Annotated in this window: 19 protein-coding genes; 12 read left to right on the top strand and 7 right to left on the bottom strand. The window is 65.9% G+C overall.

Going from position 1 to position 16,793, the window contains the following annotated elements:
* Positions 1 to 124 (top strand): DUF3151 family protein (locus CXZ05_RS11915; protein ID WP_146033091.1); only part of this gene is annotated, 124 nt, incomplete at its 5' end.
* A 73-nt stretch (positions 125 to 197) separates the two neighbouring features.
* Here CXZ05_RS11915 and CXZ05_RS11910 read toward each other — a convergent pair.
* Positions 198 to 830: a uracil-DNA glycosylase gene (locus CXZ05_RS11910; protein WP_102972795.1), complete on the bottom strand. Its 633-nt coding sequence runs from the start codon at positions 828 to 830 to the stop codon at positions 198 to 200.
* Positions 831 to 1,051: 221 nt separating this feature from the next.
* Complete coding sequence (locus tag CXZ05_RS11905) at positions 1,052 to 2,263, bottom strand: cobalamin-independent methionine synthase II family protein (RefSeq protein WP_102972794.1); 1,212 nt, start codon at positions 2,261 to 2,263, stop codon at positions 1,052 to 1,054.
* Positions 2,264 to 2,571: 308 nt separating this feature from the next.
* Here CXZ05_RS11905 and CXZ05_RS11900 point away from each other — a divergent pair, with 308 nt between their 5' ends.
* The 4 genes from CXZ05_RS11900 (at position 2,572) to CXZ05_RS11885 (ending at position 6,066) form a co-directional block, all read left to right on the top strand.
* The gene (locus tag CXZ05_RS11900; protein WP_102972793.1) at positions 2,572 to 3,861 is read left to right on the top strand and encodes an adenylosuccinate synthase; all 1,290 of its coding nucleotides are present in this window, start codon (positions 2,572 to 2,574) and stop codon (positions 3,859 to 3,861) included.
* A 239-nt stretch (positions 3,862 to 4,100) separates the two neighbouring features.
* Positions 4,101 to 4,640 (top strand): hypothetical protein, encoded by a 540-nt coding sequence (locus CXZ05_RS11895; protein WP_102972792.1) that lies wholly within the window; start codon positions 4,101 to 4,103, stop codon positions 4,638 to 4,640.
* Positions 4,641 to 4,744: 104 nt separating this feature from the next.
* Positions 4,745 to 5,293 (top strand): RNA polymerase sigma factor, encoded by a 549-nt coding sequence (locus CXZ05_RS11890; RefSeq protein WP_102972791.1) that lies wholly within the window; start codon positions 4,745 to 4,747, stop codon positions 5,291 to 5,293.
* Positions 5,290 to 6,066 carry a hypothetical protein gene (locus tag CXZ05_RS11885; protein ID WP_102972790.1) on the top strand — a complete coding sequence of 259 codons (777 nt, stop codon included), beginning with the start codon at positions 5,290 to 5,292 and terminating at the stop codon, positions 6,064 to 6,066. Before CXZ05_RS11890 ends, CXZ05_RS11885 begins: the two co-directional genes overlap by 4 nt.
* A 284-nt stretch (positions 6,067 to 6,350) precedes the next feature.
* On the opposite strand, the gene CXZ05_RS11880 is transcribed toward CXZ05_RS11885, so the two are convergent.
* The 4 genes from CXZ05_RS11880 to acs are packed head-to-tail and all read right to left on the bottom strand — an operon-like array spanning position 6,351 to position 11,632.
* Entirely contained in the window at positions 6,351 to 6,845 is a 495-nt protein-coding gene (locus tag CXZ05_RS11880; RefSeq protein WP_102972789.1) for a CoA-binding protein, read from the bottom strand.
* A complete protein-coding gene (locus CXZ05_RS11875) occupies positions 6,842 to 8,194 on the bottom strand; it encodes an O-acetylhomoserine aminocarboxypropyltransferase/cysteine synthase family protein (protein ID WP_102972788.1) in 1,353 nt (450 codons plus the stop codon). The genes CXZ05_RS11880 and CXZ05_RS11875 overlap by 4 nt, the downstream gene beginning before the upstream one ends.
* On the bottom strand, positions 8,194 to 9,402 hold the full coding sequence (sfnG, locus tag CXZ05_RS11870) for a dimethylsulfone monooxygenase SfnG (RefSeq protein WP_102972787.1): 1,209 nt from the start codon (positions 9,400 to 9,402) through the stop codon (positions 8,194 to 8,196). Before sfnG ends, CXZ05_RS11875 begins: the two co-directional genes overlap by 1 nt.
* 10 nt (positions 9,403 to 9,412) lie before the next feature.
* The gene (gene acs / locus CXZ05_RS11865; protein WP_258006553.1) at positions 9,413 to 11,632 is read right to left on the bottom strand and encodes an acetate--CoA ligase; all 2,220 of its coding nucleotides are present in this window, start codon (positions 11,630 to 11,632) and stop codon (positions 9,413 to 9,415) included.
* A 286-nt stretch (positions 11,633 to 11,918) separates the two neighbouring features.
* On the opposite strand from acs, the gene CXZ05_RS11860 reads away from it, so the two are divergent.
* Positions 11,919 to 12,344 (top strand): CoA-binding protein, encoded by a 426-nt coding sequence (locus tag CXZ05_RS11860; protein ID WP_102972786.1) that lies wholly within the window; start codon positions 11,919 to 11,921, stop codon positions 12,342 to 12,344.
* 18 nt (positions 12,345 to 12,362) lie between these two features.
* On the opposite strand, the gene CXZ05_RS11855 is transcribed toward CXZ05_RS11860, so the two are convergent.
* On the bottom strand, positions 12,363 to 13,391 hold the full coding sequence (locus CXZ05_RS11855) for an isopenicillin N synthase family oxygenase (RefSeq protein WP_102972785.1): 1,029 nt from the start codon (positions 13,389 to 13,391) through the stop codon (positions 12,363 to 12,365).
* Positions 13,392 to 13,436: 45 nt separating this feature from the next.
* Here CXZ05_RS11855 and CXZ05_RS11850 point away from each other — a divergent pair, with 45 nt between their 5' ends.
* From CXZ05_RS11850 to CXZ05_RS11825, 6 genes are all read left to right on the top strand, one after another.
* Positions 13,437 to 13,841, top strand: a complete 405-nt coding sequence (locus tag CXZ05_RS11850; RefSeq protein ID WP_102972784.1) for an MmcQ/YjbR family DNA-binding protein — start codon at positions 13,437 to 13,439, stop codon at positions 13,839 to 13,841.
* Positions 13,834 to 14,382, top strand: a complete 549-nt coding sequence (locus tag CXZ05_RS11845; protein WP_102972783.1) for a DUF1990 family protein — start codon at positions 13,834 to 13,836, stop codon at positions 14,380 to 14,382. Before CXZ05_RS11850 ends, CXZ05_RS11845 begins: the two co-directional genes overlap by 8 nt.
* Positions 14,383 to 14,395: 13 nt before the next feature.
* Positions 14,396 to 15,046 carry a hypothetical protein gene (locus tag CXZ05_RS11840; RefSeq protein ID WP_102972782.1) on the top strand — a complete coding sequence of 217 codons (651 nt, stop codon included), beginning with the start codon at positions 14,396 to 14,398 and terminating at the stop codon, positions 15,044 to 15,046.
* Between the two features lie 5 nt (positions 15,047 to 15,051).
* Positions 15,052 to 15,369, top strand: a complete 318-nt coding sequence (locus tag CXZ05_RS11835) for a putative quinol monooxygenase (protein WP_102972781.1) — start codon at positions 15,052 to 15,054, stop codon at positions 15,367 to 15,369.
* A gap of 24 nt (positions 15,370 to 15,393) precedes the next feature.
* A complete protein-coding gene (locus tag CXZ05_RS11830) occupies positions 15,394 to 15,687 on the top strand; it encodes a DUF503 domain-containing protein (protein WP_102972780.1) in 294 nt (97 codons plus the stop codon).
* Between the two features lie 119 nt (positions 15,688 to 15,806).
* Positions 15,807 to 16,748 carry a hypothetical protein gene (locus CXZ05_RS11825; protein WP_258006552.1) on the top strand — a complete coding sequence of 314 codons (942 nt, stop codon included), beginning with the start codon at positions 15,807 to 15,809 and terminating at the stop codon, positions 16,746 to 16,748.
* Positions 16,749 to 16,793: the final 45 nt, after the last annotated feature.

Raw genomic sequence — 16,793 nt, 5'->3', positions numbered from 1 at the left:
GCGGGCGCTTTACTCGCTGGGCCGCGCCTCCGCCGCCATCAACGAGGCGGAGGAACCTGAGCGCATCGAGAAGTTCCTTAACGACTCGGACCCCGCGGCCAAGGCTGCCATCGAGGGCAAGTAGCAAAAGCAACGCGGGGTCACTTCCCGCCCAATCCACGTCGTGGAACGGGCGGGAAGTGACCCCGCGTTGTGGATTAAGAGGCCTTCTGCAGGCCGGTGCGGGCCATGGCGTCGGCGTAGGCAACGTGCATCTCGTCGAGGTACTGCTTCTGCCGCTCGGGGCTTCCGGCGAAGGAGCGGCCGCTCAGCGAACGGACCTTGTAGGTCTTCAGTCCCCGGCGCCACAGCAGCGGAACCTCGGTCTTGAGCAGCAGGCCGGCGAGGCGGTTGGCCTCGGTGCCGTGAGCCACGATGACCGAGGCACGGGGCACCAGGGCCAGGAATTTCAGCAGCGGCTTGAGGCCGGCCTGAATCTGGTCGGGGGTGAACTTGCCGTTCGGCTCACCCGGAATGTGCCACGGGTGCACGTTCCACGGCATCATGTACTCCGGCCGCAGGCCCAGTTTCCACTGGATGCCCAGCATGCGGGTGGCGGCATCGTCGTCGCCCGGCATGATGAAGCCGGTGGGCGATGCCGTGCCGATGTTGGAGTAGAGGCTGATGATGCGGCATTCATCAACGTCGTGCGCGGGATCGACGTACGGCACCTGGGTGCCCGGCTTGGCGCTCTGCAGTGCATCGCAGAGCTCATTGACAGCGGCAACGTTGGGTTCGTAACGGCGCCTCAGGAGCTGTTCATGGAAGGATTCGGTAGCCAAAGCTGTCATATGGTGCTGTGTCTCCTGCAGGTGGGTCGCGCTGCCGCGCCGCAGGCCAGCATGCCGCAGGCATGCCGAGTGCGGCGTGGTGTGAAATGAGGTGTGGACCGGTACCTGACCGGTCCTCTTCAGTTTAGCAAGGCGTCCCAAACCGCAAGGCCCCGACCCCGCACACCCCCGTAGCGGAGCCGCGCTGGAGAGGGCCTGAGGGGCAGCAAATGAGGGCTAAATCACTTCCAGAGCCGTTTGGTGGCGAGGCGCGCGCCCTCTCCAAGAGCCTCGAGTTTCGCGACGGCAATCTGCGGATGGACGCGGCCGCCAAGGCCGCAGTCGGTGGAGGCGATCACGCTCTCGCGTCCCACGAGCCTGGCGAAGCGCTCAATCCGGTCCGCCACCAGTTCCGGATGCTCCACGACGTTAGTCGCGTGCGAGACAACACCCGGAATGATGACCTTGCCTTCGGGAAGCTTCGTGTCTTCCCACACGCGCCATTCGTGCTCGTGCCGCACGTTGGCAGCTTCGAACGAGTAGCCGCCTGCATTGACCTGCAGGACGGAGCTGATGATGTCGGCAAACGGAATGTCCGTGGTGTGGGGGCCGTGCCAGGAACCCCAGCAGACGTGCAGCCGGATCTGCTCCTCGGGCAGGTCGCGGAGTGCCCAGTTGGTGGCCTCGACCCGGAGCTGGATGAAGCTGAGGTAGTCCTTGAGGCTGGGCTCCGGGTTGATCTGATCCCAGCTCTCCGCCAGCGACGGGTCATCGAGCTGCACGGTCAGCCCGGCGTCGACGATTGCCTTGTATTCCTCCCGCATGGCGTCGGCGCACGCGTAGACCAGTTCCTCTTCGGTCTTGTAGTAGTCGTTGGCAACCCGCGCGCAGGAGCCGGGCGAAAGCGACGCGACGAAACCCTCCGTAAGGCCGGCTGCCTGCATGCCGGTCTTGAGGTTGGTGACGTCCGAGGCCACGAGGTCCTGCCCGGTGTAGGTCAGCGGACCGGCGATCTTGGGCTGCGCGACGCTTTTGCGGTGGGCGAGGATCCCGGACGAAGGATCGCTGTAGGCGTCATTGAACTTCTGCCTGTCCCGGCGGTCCGGGAAGGACGTCAGGACGATGTTGCCCGGCGTGGAACGGTGCACCTCGGCATCGGCCCAGCGGTCCACGTCGGTGGGCTCCAGGCCGCCAAGGCGCGCAAACGAGTAGTTCCACCAGGCGCCGTAGTCAACGCTGCTGGACATCGCGTGCCCGTATTCGCCGTCGTTGGGGATGTCGATGCCCAGGTCCTTTTGGCGCTGGACGATGTCCACCACCGAGGTTTCCAGGAGGTCCAGGAACTCCGGCGTGATTCCGTCCGCTTCCTTGGCGGCGTTGGCGGCGATGAGCTCCGGGGTGCGGGGCAGGGATCCGGCGTGGGTGACGCGGATGTGGTCGTTGTTCAGTGACAAGCTGGGGTCTCCTCGGCCGCTCCGGGTGGTTCACTCTCACTTAAGTCTCCGGATGGAGACGGAGGCAAATCGCAGGTGGAATGTGTCGCCGGGATCTGCTGTAGGGACGAAACACCAAAAGCCATACTTTTGCCCCTCATCCGCTAAACTTGGGTGGTAAGAGCCCCGGAACTCTTGCGTCCCTTCCCCGGTCAGCGCCGCGGGTTTGGGCGACGAATTCGGGGCATTCTCATGAACGGCGCCGACCTCCGGTTGAAGCACCTCGGTGATGCAGCCGGGCTAGGCCCGAACGAATGGGGGAGGATCCCATGCCAGCAATCGTGATCGTCGGAGCCCAGTGGGGCGACGAAGGAAAAGGTAAGGCCACCGACCTGCTTGGCGGCCGCGTCGACTACGTAGTGAAGCCGAACGGCGGCAACAACGCCGGGCACACCGTCGTCGTAGGCGGTGAGAAGTATGAGCTCAAGCTCCTTCCGGCCGGCATCCTCAGCCCCAACGCCGTCCCCATTATCGGCAACGGCTGCGTCGTCAACCTCGAGGCACTTTTCCAGGAGATCGAAGGCCTCCAAGCCCGCGGCGCGGACACCTCCAAGTTGCGTGTCTCCGCCAACGCCCACCTCGTCGCGCCGTACCACCAGGTGCTGGACAAGGTCACCGAACGCTTCCTCGGCAGCCGCGCCATCGGCACCACCGGCCGCGGCATCGGGCCCACCTACATGGACAAGGTTGCCCGCCTGGGGATCCGCGTCCAGGACGTCTTCGACGAGTCCATCCTGCGCCAGAAGGTCGAAGGCTCACTTCGCCAGAAGAACGAGCTCCTGGTCAAGGTCTACAACCGCCGCAGCATCGAGGTCGAGGAAGTGGTCAGCTACTTCCTCTCCTTTGCGGACCGGCTGCGCCCCCTGGTCATCGACAGCACCCTGGTGCTGAATACCGCCCTGGACGAGGGCAAGGTGGTGCTCATGGAGGGTGGCCAGGCCACGTTCCTCGACGTCGACCACGGCACCTACCCGTTCGTCACCTCCTCCAACCCCACCGCCGGCGGCGCCTCGGTGGGTTCCGGCATCGGCCCCACCCGCATCTCGCGGTCCATCGGCATCATCAAGGCGTACACCACCCGCGTCGGTGCGGGCCCGTTCCCCACGGAGCTCTTTGACGAGATGGGCATGTACCTGCAGAAGACCGGCGGCGAATTCGGCGTCAACACCGGACGCCCGCGCCGCTGCGGCTGGTACGACGCCGTCCTGGCCCGCCACGCCTCCCGCGTGAATGGCTTCACCGACTACTTCGTCACCAAGCTGGATGTCCTCACCGGTATCGAACAGATCCCGGTGTGCGTGGCCTACGACGTCGACGGTGTCCGGCACGACGAAATGCCCATGACCCAGACGGAATTCCACCACGCCAAGCCCATCTTCGAATACTTCGAAGGCTGGACCGAGGACATCACGGGGGCCCGCACGCTGGCTGACCTGCCCGAGAACGCCCGCAACTACGTGCTGGCGCTCGAGAAGCTGTCCGGCACTCGCTTCTCCGCGATCGGTGTCGGACCGGACCGCGACCAGACCATCGTGGTCAACGACCTGATCAACGACTGACGCCGGAAGCGTCCGGCAGCAACAGCTCAAGCAAGCAGTTCCCGACGGCGGCGGGTCACCTTACGGTGGCCCGCCGCCGTCGTGCTTTCCGGGCAGAAACATCCCGTCAGAAAAAAGTTTCCGGAACCGCGTAACCTGCCGGCCCTCGGCTGCGATTACGTATATGTAAGCGCCGGGCAGGAGGTTGTCCCCCATCGGCCTCCGGCCCGGCCTTCAATCAACCAAAGGATTTTTTTCTGATGAAGAGTGTTAGCAAGACCACCAAGATTGCTGTCGCAGCCGCCATCGTCGCTGTTGGAGGTTTCTCCAGCATCGGACTGGCCAACGCCGCCCAGGTTTCCAGCTCGCAGCATGCAGAGGTGACCCCCGCTACGCCCGCCACCCCGGCCGTTCCCGCCACCCCCGAGGTTCCGGCAGTGCCCGCCGTCCCGGCCACGCCGGACACCCCGACGGTTCCTGCAGCCCCGGCCGCCAAGGCCAAGGCTGCCGGCGAAGCTGCGGACGCAGCCGACGCGGCAGTGGAAGCTGACAAGAACAACGCTGCCGCCAACGCCAACGTTTCCGCCGGAGACAAGGCTGCAGGCGCCAACGTGAACGCCGCCATCCCGGCCACCCCTGCTGTTCCCGGTGGCGCCGGCGTTCCGGCCACCCCGGCCCTTCCCGCCACCCCGGCTGTCCCGAACGTCGCGGACCACGTGGCCAAGCCGGCCGCGCCGTCCGTCGCTGCAGACGCTGACGTCAAGGCTGACGCTGCGGCCGACCTGCCCACCGGCAAGTAGTCCACAGCACGCGAAACAGGGCGTTCCCCGAATAGGGGCGTGAGGTGTGCGGCGGCTAGGCTTTACTACCGCCGCACACCTGCAGTAAAGGGAAGGACCGCTCCTTGGCAGCTCAGCTGACCGACGACGAATTGTCAGCAGCCCTGTCTGGCGACCCTTCCGGCTTCAGCGCCGTCTACAGTGTCATTTCCCCGGCCGTCCTGGGTTATTTCCGGGCCCGCGGAGTGGACGACGCCGAAGCCCTCACACAGGACGTCTTCGTAGATGTCCTGCCGAAGCTCAGCAATGTCAGGGGCGGCCACACCGGCCTGCGGACATTCATCTTCTCCGTGGCGCACGCCCGGCTCGTGGACTATCACCGCAGGTCCGCGAGAACGCCGCAGCTTACCGAATTCGACCCGCTCCTGGATGAGCGTCGGTCGAGTTCCGCCGAGGACGAGGTGCTCGGTTCGCTGGGCGGAATCACTTCATCACTTGCCATGCTCAACGACGACCAGCGGGAAGTGCTCGTCCTGCGGATCGTCGCGGACCTTTCGGTGGAACAGGTGGCCGGCATCATGGACAAGACCCCAGGGGCCATCAAACAGCTCCAGCGCCGCGGGCTGATAGCCCTGCGCGAACTCGTCAGGGAAAAGGACCACGCAGCATCATGAGTGTCACGCCGGCAGGCCGCGAAGAGGGAGAGATCCAGGCGATCCTCCTGGATTCCGGGCTCGAAGACGACGCCGACCTCCGCAGGTCCCTCGAAGTACTGCGCGGGCTCGCCCGGGACTCCGCGCCCCAACCGCGCGCCGATCTCGCCGCGATGCTCGCTCATCGGGCATCCGCTTCGGGTGTACCCGCGCCGGTCGTGCCCACCCAGGGCGGAGCCATGCGACGCGCCGCCTCCAACGTCGCGAGCCTCGAAATGCACCGCCGCAACCGGCAGCGACGCATGGGCTTTGTGGTGGGCGCCGCGGTGGTTGGTGCGATGGGGCTTGGGGCAGGCGCTGTCGCCGCCTCCAGCGAGGACTTCCGCAACAGCGTAGGCCACACCGTGGTCCGGATCTTCCAGCCGACCAGCGAGACGACCGCGCCGACGCCGGTGCCCACGTCGCCCGCCGGCATACCGGCGGCTCCGGCGCCGACTGTTACTGCACCCAAGCCATCGGTTACCGGAACGGCTGCTTCGCCGTCGGCACCCGTAACGCCCACCCAGACGGATCCGGCTCCCGCGAAGGGATCATCGAACTCCTCGGCGGCAAACGGTTCCTCCCGCGACGCAGCGAAGAGCCAGGCCCCGACGCCGGGCCGGCCCAGCCAACTGCCCACGGTCCCCGGAACCGGCGTGGCTCCCAAGCTTCCGGCCAAGCCGCTGCCGGCAGTGCCCTCGCTGCCAGGCGGCATGCCGACCGTCCCGGCCAAGCCGGTCCCCGGCACGCCGTAGAGGGAGCCGCCCGAGTTTTTGTCCACTTATTGGCCGCAAAAGGCCGCTGAAGTCGCGATACGTGGACAAAAACTCCCAGCTAGCCTGGTCGAGTAGACGGGCTAAAGCGGGCCAAGCCGGGCCGTAAAAAAGTTTTTGAAAAAGTTTTGGAATCGGCGTAACCCATTCGGGTTCCCCGTCGATTACCTAAATGAGAGTGCCGGGCTAGAAGTTGTCCCCCATCAAATTCCAGCCCGGCATTTTTAATGCCTTCGGCCCTGCCGGCCTGATTCCAGGCCAGTTTTCTAGGCCAGGACCTGGCGCTTCGAGGAGATCACTCCCGTATCAAATCCGGCCAGGTGAAGCCCGCCGTGGAAACGTGCGTGTTCGATCTTGACGCAGCGGTCCATCACCACGTTCAGTCCCGCGGCCTCGGCATCCTGCGCAACGCGCTCGTGCCACGAGCCGAGCTGCAGCCACAGGGTCTTGGCACCCGCGGCCACGGCCTCGTCCAGCACGCCGGGCAGGTCATCGTGCTTGCGGAAGACGTCCACGATGTCCGGGCTTTCGGGCAGGTCCGCCAGTGACGCGTACGTCGGTTGGCCGAGGATCTCCTTGACCACAGGGTTCACGAAGTACACCTTGTACCGTGTCGAGGACTGCAGATAGGTGGCCACGAAATAGCTCGCCCGGGACGGCTTGTCCGATGCGCCCACGATGGCAATCGACTTCGCCTCACGCAGCAGGTTCAAACGCTCCGGCGCAGACGGACCGGCCCAAGTTCTGTCAGTGGTGCTCATGCCCGTGCTCCGATCGTGCAGGAATCAGCAGGTTCTTCGAGGACGACGGCGTCATCCGCCGTCGCGCTCTGCGCTTCCGTCAGCGCCTGGTCCAGGTCCCACAGGATGTCGTCGATGTCCTCCAGGCCCACGGAGATGCGGACCAGGTCCTCGGGGACGCCGGCGGATTCAAGCTGCTCCGGGCTCAGCTGCTGATGCGTGGTGGAGCCGGGGTGGATGACCAGCGTGCGTGAGTCACCAACGTTCGCAAGGTGCGAGGCCAGCTGGAGCGACTCGATGAACTTCTGGCCCGCCGCACGGCCGCCCTTCACACCAAAGGAGAACACGGAGCCCGGCCCCAGGGGCAGGTACTTCTGCGCCCGCTCAAAGTGCGGATGGGACGGCAGGCCGGAGAAATTCACGTAGGCCACGCGGTCGTCGGCCTCGAGCCATTCGGCCACGGCCTGGGCGTTTTTCAGGTGCTCGTCCAGGCGCTGGGGCAGGGTTTCCACGCCTTGCAGCAGCTGGAACGCGGACTGCGGCGAGAGCGCCGGGCCGATGTCACGCAGCTGCTCGCAGCGCAGCTTGGTCAGGAAGCCGTATTCGCCAAAGTTGCCCCACCAAGAGACGTTGCCGTAGGAGGCCACGGGCTCGGTCATGGTGGGGAATTTGCCGTTGCCCCAGTTGAACCGGCCGCTCTCCACGATCACCCCGCCCAGCGTGGTGCCGTGGCCGCCGAGGAACTTGGTGGCGGAGTGGATCACGATGTCCGCACCGTGCTCGATCGGCCGCACGAGGTACGGCGTGCTCAAGGTGGCGTCGACGACGAGGGGGATACCGGCGTCGTGCGCTACCTTTGCCAGCCCCTCAAGGTCCTGGACCTCCGACGACGGGTTGGCCACCACCTCGACAAAGATCGCCTTGGTGTTCTCCCGGACGGCCGCCGCGTAGTCGGCGGGGTCGGTGCCGGGAACGAACGTGGTGTCCACTCCGAAGCGGCGCAGGGTCACGTCGAGCTGGGTGACAGTGCCGCCGTACAGCTGCGACGCCGCCACGATGTGGTCGCCCGCCTGGGTGAGGGCGGCGAAGGTGATGAACTCCGCGGCCATGCCCGACGACGTCGCAACCGCTCCGATCCCTCCCTCGAGGGATGCAATGCGCTCCTCGAACGCGGCCACCGTCGGGTTGCCGATGCGGGAGTAGATGTTCCCGTACTTCTGCAGCGCGAAAAGGTTGGCGGCATCCTGGGTGTCCTTGAACACGAAGGACGTGGTCTGGTAAATGGGGACGGCACGGGCGCCATGCTCGGCGTCGGGGGTGCCGCCGGCGTGCAGGGCGCGGGTACGGAACCCGAACTTGCGGTCAGCCATTACGCGTTCACCAGCCCGGTGGTTGAGCTTGCAGAAGCCACCGGCGTCTGGGACAGGTCCAGCTCGGTGCCGTTCCTGCGGGCCAGGTCGGCCTCGAGTTCGCGGACGATCGGCAGGACGTCGCGGCCGAAGGCGGCGATTTCCTCCTGGAAGTGCAGGTAGCAGGTCAGGAACAGGTTGACGCCGATCTTCTTGTACGCCACGATCCGCTCGGCGATCTGCTCCGGGGTGCCGATCAGCTGCGTCTTGAAACCGTCGTTGTACTGGACCAGGTCCTCGAAGGACGAGTCGGCCCACATGCCCTTGCCGTCCTTGGTGGACGCGCCGGCTTCCTGGACTGCGTCGCGGAAGCCCTGGACGGCGGGTTTGTGTGCCTTCTCCACGATTTCGCGCAGGGTGTCGCGGGCTTCCTTCTCCGAGTCGCGGGCGATGACGAAGCCGTTGAGGCCGAACCGCGGGGCGGCCAGCTGGGCTTCCGTGCCGCGGCCGGTCTCCCCGGAAGCGGCGACGACGCCTGCGATGTTCTCCTTGAAGCCCTCAAGGTCCTTGCCGTTGGAGAAGTACCAGTCGGCGACACGGCCCGCGGTGGCTTGGGCCGCCGTCGAGTTTCCGCCAAAGAAGATCTCCGGGTGCGCGCGGCCTGGAACGTCCACGGGGGCGGGATTCAGGGTGAAGTCGGTGATGTTGTAGTATTTGCCGGCCTGGCTGTAGTCCTTCTCGGTCCACAGTCCGCGTAGCACCCTGATGAATTCCTCGGTGCGGACATAGCGCTCGTCGTGCTCCAGCCATTCGAGGCCGAAGTTGATGAACTCGTTCTTGAGCCAGCCGGAGACGATGTTGACGGCGGCGCGGCCGTTGGAGATGTGATCGGCGGTGATGATGTACTTGGCCAGCACGCCGGGGTGCCACATGCCCGGGTGGACGGCGGCGATCACCTTGAGGCGTTCGGTGGCGGCGAGCAGGGCGAGGCTGAAGGACGTCGCTTCGTGCTGCTTGTCGGCGCCGTAGGATGCGGCATAGCGGGTCTGCGTCAGGGCGTATTCGAAGCCGGACTCCTCCGCGATGCGGGCCAGCTTCTTGTTGTAGTCAAAGTCCCAGCTGGTGCGCTGCTCGATGGTGGAGACCACCAGGCCGCCGGATACGTTCGGCACCCAGTACGCGAACTTCAGCGGTTCGGAAAGACGGGCTATGTTGCTGATGTCGTTCATGATCGTTCCTTTACTTCTGCCCGGAGTTGGGGTTTCCGGGGACGGCGGTAGCGCGGCGGTGCAGCGCATCCTGGATACCGGCGATGGCCGGTTCGTTCTGGAGTGAGGTGGTGTCGCCCAGCGCGGTTCCCTCGAAAAGCTGGGTCAGCAGGCGGCGCATGATCTTGCCGCTGCGGGTCTTGGGTACGTCAGGAACAACGACGACGTCGCGTGGCTTGGCGATCGGGCCGATCTCCTTGGCAACGTGGTTGCGGAGGGTTTCGCTGGTTGAGCTCGCCGAAACCCCGTTCTTCAAAACAACAAACGCGACGACGGCGTGCCCCGTTTTGGGATCGGCGACCGGACAGACGCCCGCTTCCACCACATCCGGGTGGGTGACGAGGGCGGACTCAATCTCGATCGTGGAGAGCAGGTGGCCTGAGACGTTGAGCGTGTCGTCCACCCGCCCCAGGATCCAAATGTCGCCGTCGTCGTCGTACTTGGCGCCGTCGCCGGCAAGGAACCAGCCCTGCTCCGCGTACTGGCTCCAGTAGGAGTCGAAGTAGCGGCGCGGGTTGCCCCAGACTGTCCGGGCGATTGCCGGGCCGGGCTGGTCCACGACGATGAAGCCCTGTACCCCGGGTGCGGTGCGGTTCCCGGCCTCGTCCACCACGCGGGTGCTGACGCCGGGCAGCGGCCGGGCGGCGCAGCCGGGCTTGAACTCGGTGTCCGTGGGCGCGGGGGACATGATGGTGGCCCCGGTTTCGGACTGCCACCAGGTGTCCACGACGGGGGCGGACCCCGCACCCAGGTTGTCGCGGAGCCAGCGCCACGCCTCCGGGTTCACGGCCTCGCCCACGGTGCCCAGCAGGCGGATGGAGGAGAAGTCGTAGCTGTCCGGGACGCCGTCCGGGAACCAGCCCATGAGCGAGCGGACCAGGGTGGGCGCTGTGTAATACTGCGTGACGCCGTAGCGTTCGATGATCTCGAAGTGCCGGCCCGGGTGTGGTGTGTTGGGCGTGCCCTCGAAGATCACCTGCGTGACGCCGTTGGAGAGCGGGCCGTAGATCTCATAGGTGTGCGCGGTGACCCAGGCGAGGTCGGCGGTGCACCAGTGCACGTCCTGGTCCCGGAGCGCGGGATCCGGGTTGCTGAACAGGTGCTCGAAGCTCCACGATGCCTGGGTCAGGTAGCCGCCCGAGGTGTGGACCAGTCCCTTGGGCTTACCCGTGGTGCCGGAGGTGTACATGATGAACAGGGGAGTCTCGGCGTCGAACGCCTCCGGGTCGTGCACGTCGGAGGCGGGTTCGACGACGTCGTGCCACCAGACGTCGCGGCCTGCGGTCATGGGGACCGTTGCGAGGTCTGCGGGGGCCGTGGTGCGGTTGATGACCAGGACGCGCTCGATGGCGTTGTCCCCGGCGACGGCGGCGTCTGCGTTGTCCTTGACCGGCACCGCGACGCCGCGGCGGAACTGGCCGTCGGTGGTCACCAGCATCTTCGCGCCGGTGTCCTCGACGCGGAACCGGAGTGCCTCGGCGGAGAACCCGCCGAACACCAGGGAGTGAACGGCGCCGATCCGGGCCACGGCGAGGGTGATGATGACCGTTTCCGGAATCACGGGCAGGTAGATGACCACGCGGTCGCCCTTGGTGATACCGAGGGCCAGCAGCGCGTTGGCGGCCTTGGACACCTCACGCTGCAGCTCGTCGTAGGTGATGGTGCGGCGGTCGCCGGGTTCGCCCTCGAAGAAGAGCGCCACCTTGTCCCCGCGGCCGGCGGCGACGTGGCGGTCCACGCAGTTGTATGCGACGTTCAGCCTGCCGCCGTCGAACCACTTGATCTCGGGTCCGCGGCCGGCTTCGACGTCGGCGGGCCGCCAGCTGTGCGCCGTGTGCCAGGGCTTGTGGGTGCCAGGTTTCTGGTTGCCGGGTTCCTGGCCGCCGGGGCGCTCGGCCCAGTCCAGCCGGAGGGCCTGTTCCTCCCAGAAGGCCACGTTGCCGGGATCGACAATGCCGCGGGGGTCGGCAATGGGGGTGGTGCCGCTGTGACGCGCCGGCCCGTCGGTGGGGACGCCGTGCACTGCGCCGTCCGTTGGCTCGGTCGAGGACCATCCCGAAGAGCCGCTGAAGGAGCCGGGCGCGTCACGCAGCCCTGCTTCGTTCGCCGTCGCGTTCGAAGTGGTTTGTGGGGTTGCCTCAGACGGAATCCGGGCAAGGGCGGGCAGGGCAAAAGTATTGTCTGGGGTCATTTGCAGCACTCCATCGGTCCTGGCAGTAGCACCCCAAGTCCTCCGCCGGAACGGAAAAACAGTAACGTGGGAATGGTCGTCTCACGTCACCGGGGTTGCTGCGGCTTCATCGATCCAGGTCTCTCGGCCGCTCGGGATGGTCACTACCTACTAGAACCGAGTTGCAGGATTTCTCATAATTGGCGTCTCTGGAGTTGTAATATTCGTTCATCACTGCCCTGACCGCCGCCTGCCATCCATATATTCGGAAAAGGATGCCAAATTACCGCAGGAGTAGAGTTGAGGCATGGCTCACGAAAACGATCAGGCGGTTATTGACCGACTCATGCGAACGAAGGGCACCTGGGCCATCGTCGGCCTGACCCGGAATGAGTGGCGCTCAGCGTACGATGTCTCGCTGTTTGTCCGCGACCGAATGGGCATGGAAATCATCCCGGTTAATCTGCCGGGTGACGACGTGCACGGGGAGGAGGGTTACCGGTCACTCGCCGAGATTCCGGCGGAAAAGAACCCGATCGACGTCGTGGACTGCTTCGTCAATTCACAGAAGGTGGGGGCCGTTATCGACCAGGCCATCGCAGTCGGCGCCAAGGCCGTGTGGCTGCAGCTGGGCGTGTTCGACGACGCCGCCGTGGAGCGCGCTAAGGCCGCCGGGCTGGACGTCGTCGTGAATTCCTGCCCTGCCCGGGAAGGCTGGCGAGTGGGCATCTAGCCCGTGAAGGGCTCCGGTTCAGGGCCTCATCAGCTCGGGGTAGTGACGCTCGGTGACATCCGGGTGGGCACGCATCCGGCCTTTGAGCATGTTCAGGCCGAACGAGGCGAGCATCGGGTTGGTCGGGTCGTCTGAGATGCCGCGCGCCTGCGCCTTGAGTTCCGCCGGGAGGGGCACCGGATCGATCACCGCGTCGAGCCGGGGTGACCAGAAGAACGGCACGGAGTAACGGTCCACACCGGGCGGCGGAGCCTTGACCCGATGGATGGTGGCGGCCAGATAACCCTCGGTGGCCACTTCGAGCATTTCGCCCAGGTTCACCACCAGCGCTTCAGGAAGGGGCTCGACCGGTGCCCACGAGCTCGCGCCCGGCGGCAGCACTTCGAGCCCGCCCACCTCATCCTGGAGCAGGAGGGTCACAAATCCGTAGTCCGCATGTGAGCCCACGCCCTGGTCACCCGCCGCTTCCACTACTCCGCCGACGTAATGGACCAGCTTGCCCATCCAGGCCGGGGTATCCCCGAACGGCTCGTCGAAATAGTTCTCCGGCTGCCTGAGGGACACTGCGATGGCCCGCATGAGCTCCGCCCCCACCTTGGACATGAGCCCGGCCCAGGCCATGGCCGCCTGCTTCAGCTCCGGCATCGACTCATCCGGCCAGAGATTGTGGCCCTGCAGGAGCCAATACGGCTGCTCGGGCGGATAGTCCTGCACCGGTTCACGGTCGGGTGAGTAGTCGATCTGCTCGCGCGCGTCCGCCCTTCCCTGCGTGACCTCCGTGCCCATCCGGGTGTAGCCACGGAAATGCGGTGACAGCCGGTTGTCGAGCTTCATGCGTTCCTCGAGGGGCAGGTCGAAAAAGCGCCTGATCGTCGCCAGCAGCTCCTTGGCCTGGCCGGGGGCACCGCCGTAGCCGATGACCTGGAAGAAACCGACGCGGTGCGTGGCATCGCGGAGCTCCTCAATGAACTCCGGATTGAACGAACCGTCGGCCCGGCGTGCGGAGCCGAGATCCAGTACAGGTATGGTCTCCCGGGCAGCTGCCATGTTCGCAGACTAGCACCGCCCGGAAAGGGTTTGTAGGCTCGCAGAATGGATCCAGCCGAACTGAGAAAAATCTGCCTGTCGTTCCCGGGCACCTTCGAGGATTTCCCGTTCGGGCCCGAAACGTCGGTGTTCAAGGTCAGGGCGGCGGTGTCCGGTGGGGCGCGTCAGGAGGCCAAGATGTTCGCCGCGTCCGCCATGGATCCCGATGACTGGTCGGTGAGCCTCAAGTGCGAGCCCGCCCTGGCAGAACAGCTCCGGGCCGTGCATCCGGAGATCACCGGGGCGTGGCACATGAACAAGACGCACTGGAACGGCGTCCGGCTGGACGGTGGCCTGCCGGATGACATGGTCCGGGACATGGTGGAGGACTCCTACGACCTTGTGGTTGCCTCACTGAGCCGGAAACAGCGGGAGCAGCTTGGGTGGGCCAGGCAGGTGGGCAATGGCTGAAAAGCGGCTGGCACGGGGTGCCCTCAACTACGCGGAGATCGGCGCCACCGAGCGCGGCGGGTCGCCGGCAGGCTACCGCCTGGTGGCGTCCCGCACCTATCTCGGAGAGGGGGCGGACGTGTACCGCAAGGTGGCGCAGGGGATCCTAACCTGGGAACTGCAGCGCCGGTCCGGGCTGCGTGTCCGGAGCGAGTCCGGCGTCGTCGTTCCCGGGGCGCGCGTGGTGAGCGGCTTCGGCGTCGGGCCCTTCCGCCTCAACGCGCCCTGCGAGGTGGTGTGGGTGCACCGTCCTGCGCCGGGCGGCGGACCGCAATCGGCCGGCTTCGGCTACGGCTCCCTGCCGGGCCACCCGGTGCGCGGTGAGGAGTCGTTCGAGGCCGAGATTGATGCCCAAGGCCGGGTCTACCTCAGCATCACAGCATTCAGCCGGCCGTCCAACTGGTTCTACGCTGCCGGCGGCGCGCTGGCCCGCCGCGCGCAGCGCCTCATGACTTCCCGATACATTGAGGGTGCACGCCAACTCGCCGCAGGTGAAAGCTGATCAGGAGAGGTACATGCTGGACCAAAAGAGCCTTGACCTTTTGTGGAACTTCGAGGATCCGAAGCTGTCCGAGCAGCGCTTCCGGGACGCGCTGGCGGACCCCCGGTACGATGCCGACGAACGGGCCGAACTGTCCACGCAACTGGGCAGGGCCATCGGCCTCCAGGGCCGCTTCGAAGAGGCCGATGCCCTGCTCGACTCAATTGACGGGGACGAGCCGACGGTTGGTGTCCGCGTCCTGCTGGAGCGCGGGCGGGTCCTGAACTCGAGCGGGCACGCGGCCATGGCCGTGCCCCTGTTTGAGCAGGCGGCCGAGCTCGGTGACCATCTTGGCGAGGAGTTCCTTGCGGTGGACGCACTGCACATGCTGGCCATCGCCGACTCCGCCCACGCGGAGCTCTGGACCCGCAGCGCGCTGGAGTACGCCTCGACGGTCCACGACGAGCGGACCAAGCGCTGGATGGTGGCGCTGCACAACAACCTGGGCTGGACCCTGCACAGCGCGGGCCGGCTCACCGAGGCCCTCGTGGAGTTCCAGTTGGCCGAGCAGTGGGCCGAACGCGTCGGAACACCGGCCCAGCAGAAGTATGCCCGCGAGGCCATCGAGGAGTGCGAGCAGGCGCTCTCCTCCGGACAGAACGCACAAACCCAAGGAAAGGCGTAAATCCCGTGATATTCATCGTCGTCAAGTTCAAGGTCAAGCCGGACTGGTCCGACAAATGGCTCGGCCTCGTGTCTGACTTCACCGAGGCCACCCGCCAGGAGCCAGGCAACCTGTGGTTCGACTGGTCCCGCAGTGTGGACGATCCCAACGAGTTCGTCCTGGTCGAAGCGTTCAAGGACGATGGCGCCGGGGACCATGTCAACAGCGCCCACTTCAAGAAGGCCATGGCGGACATGCCGCAGGCCCTCGCCGAGACCCCGCGCATCATCAGCCGCCAGCTCGACGGCGACGGCTGGGACGCGATGGGCGAACTCACCATCTGAACCGGCATCGCTAGCATTAATGGCATGTGGATCGGCTGGATTGAGTTCGACATCCTCCTCGGCGACGTGCACAGCCTCAAGGAGAAGCGGTCCGTGGTGCGGCCGCTCCTGGCTGAGCTGAAACGGCGCTATGACGTCTCCGTGGCCGAGGTGGGGGACCACGACCAGTACCGCCGCACGCGGATCGGCGCCGGCCTGGTCGCCGCAGACCGGGCGCACCTCGTGGAGGTGCTCACCGCCGTCGAACGCTTCGTGGCCTTCCGCCCCGAACTGGAGCTGCTGAGCGCCCGGCAGCGTGAGATCCACAGCGAGGATTAAACCCCATCGATTGCTCCGTAGCCGCCCTTTTCAGCCCTGAAAAGGGCGGTTACGGAGCAACCGATGGGGGCTGTGGATAACCTCAGCGGGGCAGGAGTCCTTTCTGCTCTTATGTAGCCATGAAGACCGCACGCCCGCTGCCGAACAAATTTCAGGACAGGCCGTTCACCATCGGTGAGGCCGGCCGCGCCGGCATTACCTCGAAGCGGCTCCGGCACCGCTCGCTCATTCCGTTGGGCAGGGGCATTCGTGCAGAAGGCCCGACGGCGGGACTCCCGTTGTGCGTCCGGGTGCGGCCCTTCATCGAGGTCAACGAGCGATGCGCCGCATCGCACCTCACCGCGGCGGAGCTTCTCAACATGCCGCGACGACGGCAGAAAGGGGCGTCCGACATGTTCGACATCATCAGGCCTGAGGGTGCAGCCCACCTGAACCGGCCACACGTCATCGTCCACCGGATGAAGCTCTACGACGATGAAGTCACCACCGTTGACGGCATCCCCGTCACCACACCGGAACGGACGTGGTTGGATCTTGCCGAAATGCTGAGCGTGGATGAGCTTGTTGTGGCGGGGGACAGCTGTGTTCGGGTGCCGCGTCCGGAGCTGGAGGGCCGGGACCAGCCCTTATGTACGCTGGAGGACCTCCAGAGCATGATCGACCGGCACAAGGGTAAAAGGGGGCTGCGCAAGGCAAAGGAAGCCATCAGGCTCATCCGGGTGGGCTCGGACTCACCGCAGGAGACCCTGCTTCGGCTCGCGATTGTCCGCGCGGGCCTGCCGGAGCCGGAGCTGAATGTGCCGATACTGTCCGATGATGGCCTGCGCCACCATGAGCCGGATCTGTCCTACAAGCAGTACCGCATCGGCATCGAGTATGAAGGCGAGCATCACGGTGACGAACTGCAGATCGAGCGGGACATCGCGCGGTCGGAACGGTACGCCGCTTTGGGCTGGACGGAAGTCCGCATCTCCAAACGTCACATGTTGAATGACGGCAAGGCGGCCGTAGCCAAGGTCCGCAGCGCGCTGGTCCAGGCCGGCTGGCGGCCCGGGCGTTAAACAACGACTGCTCCATAACTGCCGTTCTGACGGGTCAAAAGGGCA

Origin of the sequence: Arthrobacter sp. AFG20 (genome assembly GCF_002892795.1) — a bacterium.
Taxonomy (GTDB): Bacteria; Actinomycetota; Actinomycetes; order Actinomycetales; family Micrococcaceae; genus Arthrobacter.
The sequence above is the reverse complement of the archived record's forward strand: the minus strand, read 5'-3'. Positions and strand labels throughout refer to the sequence as shown.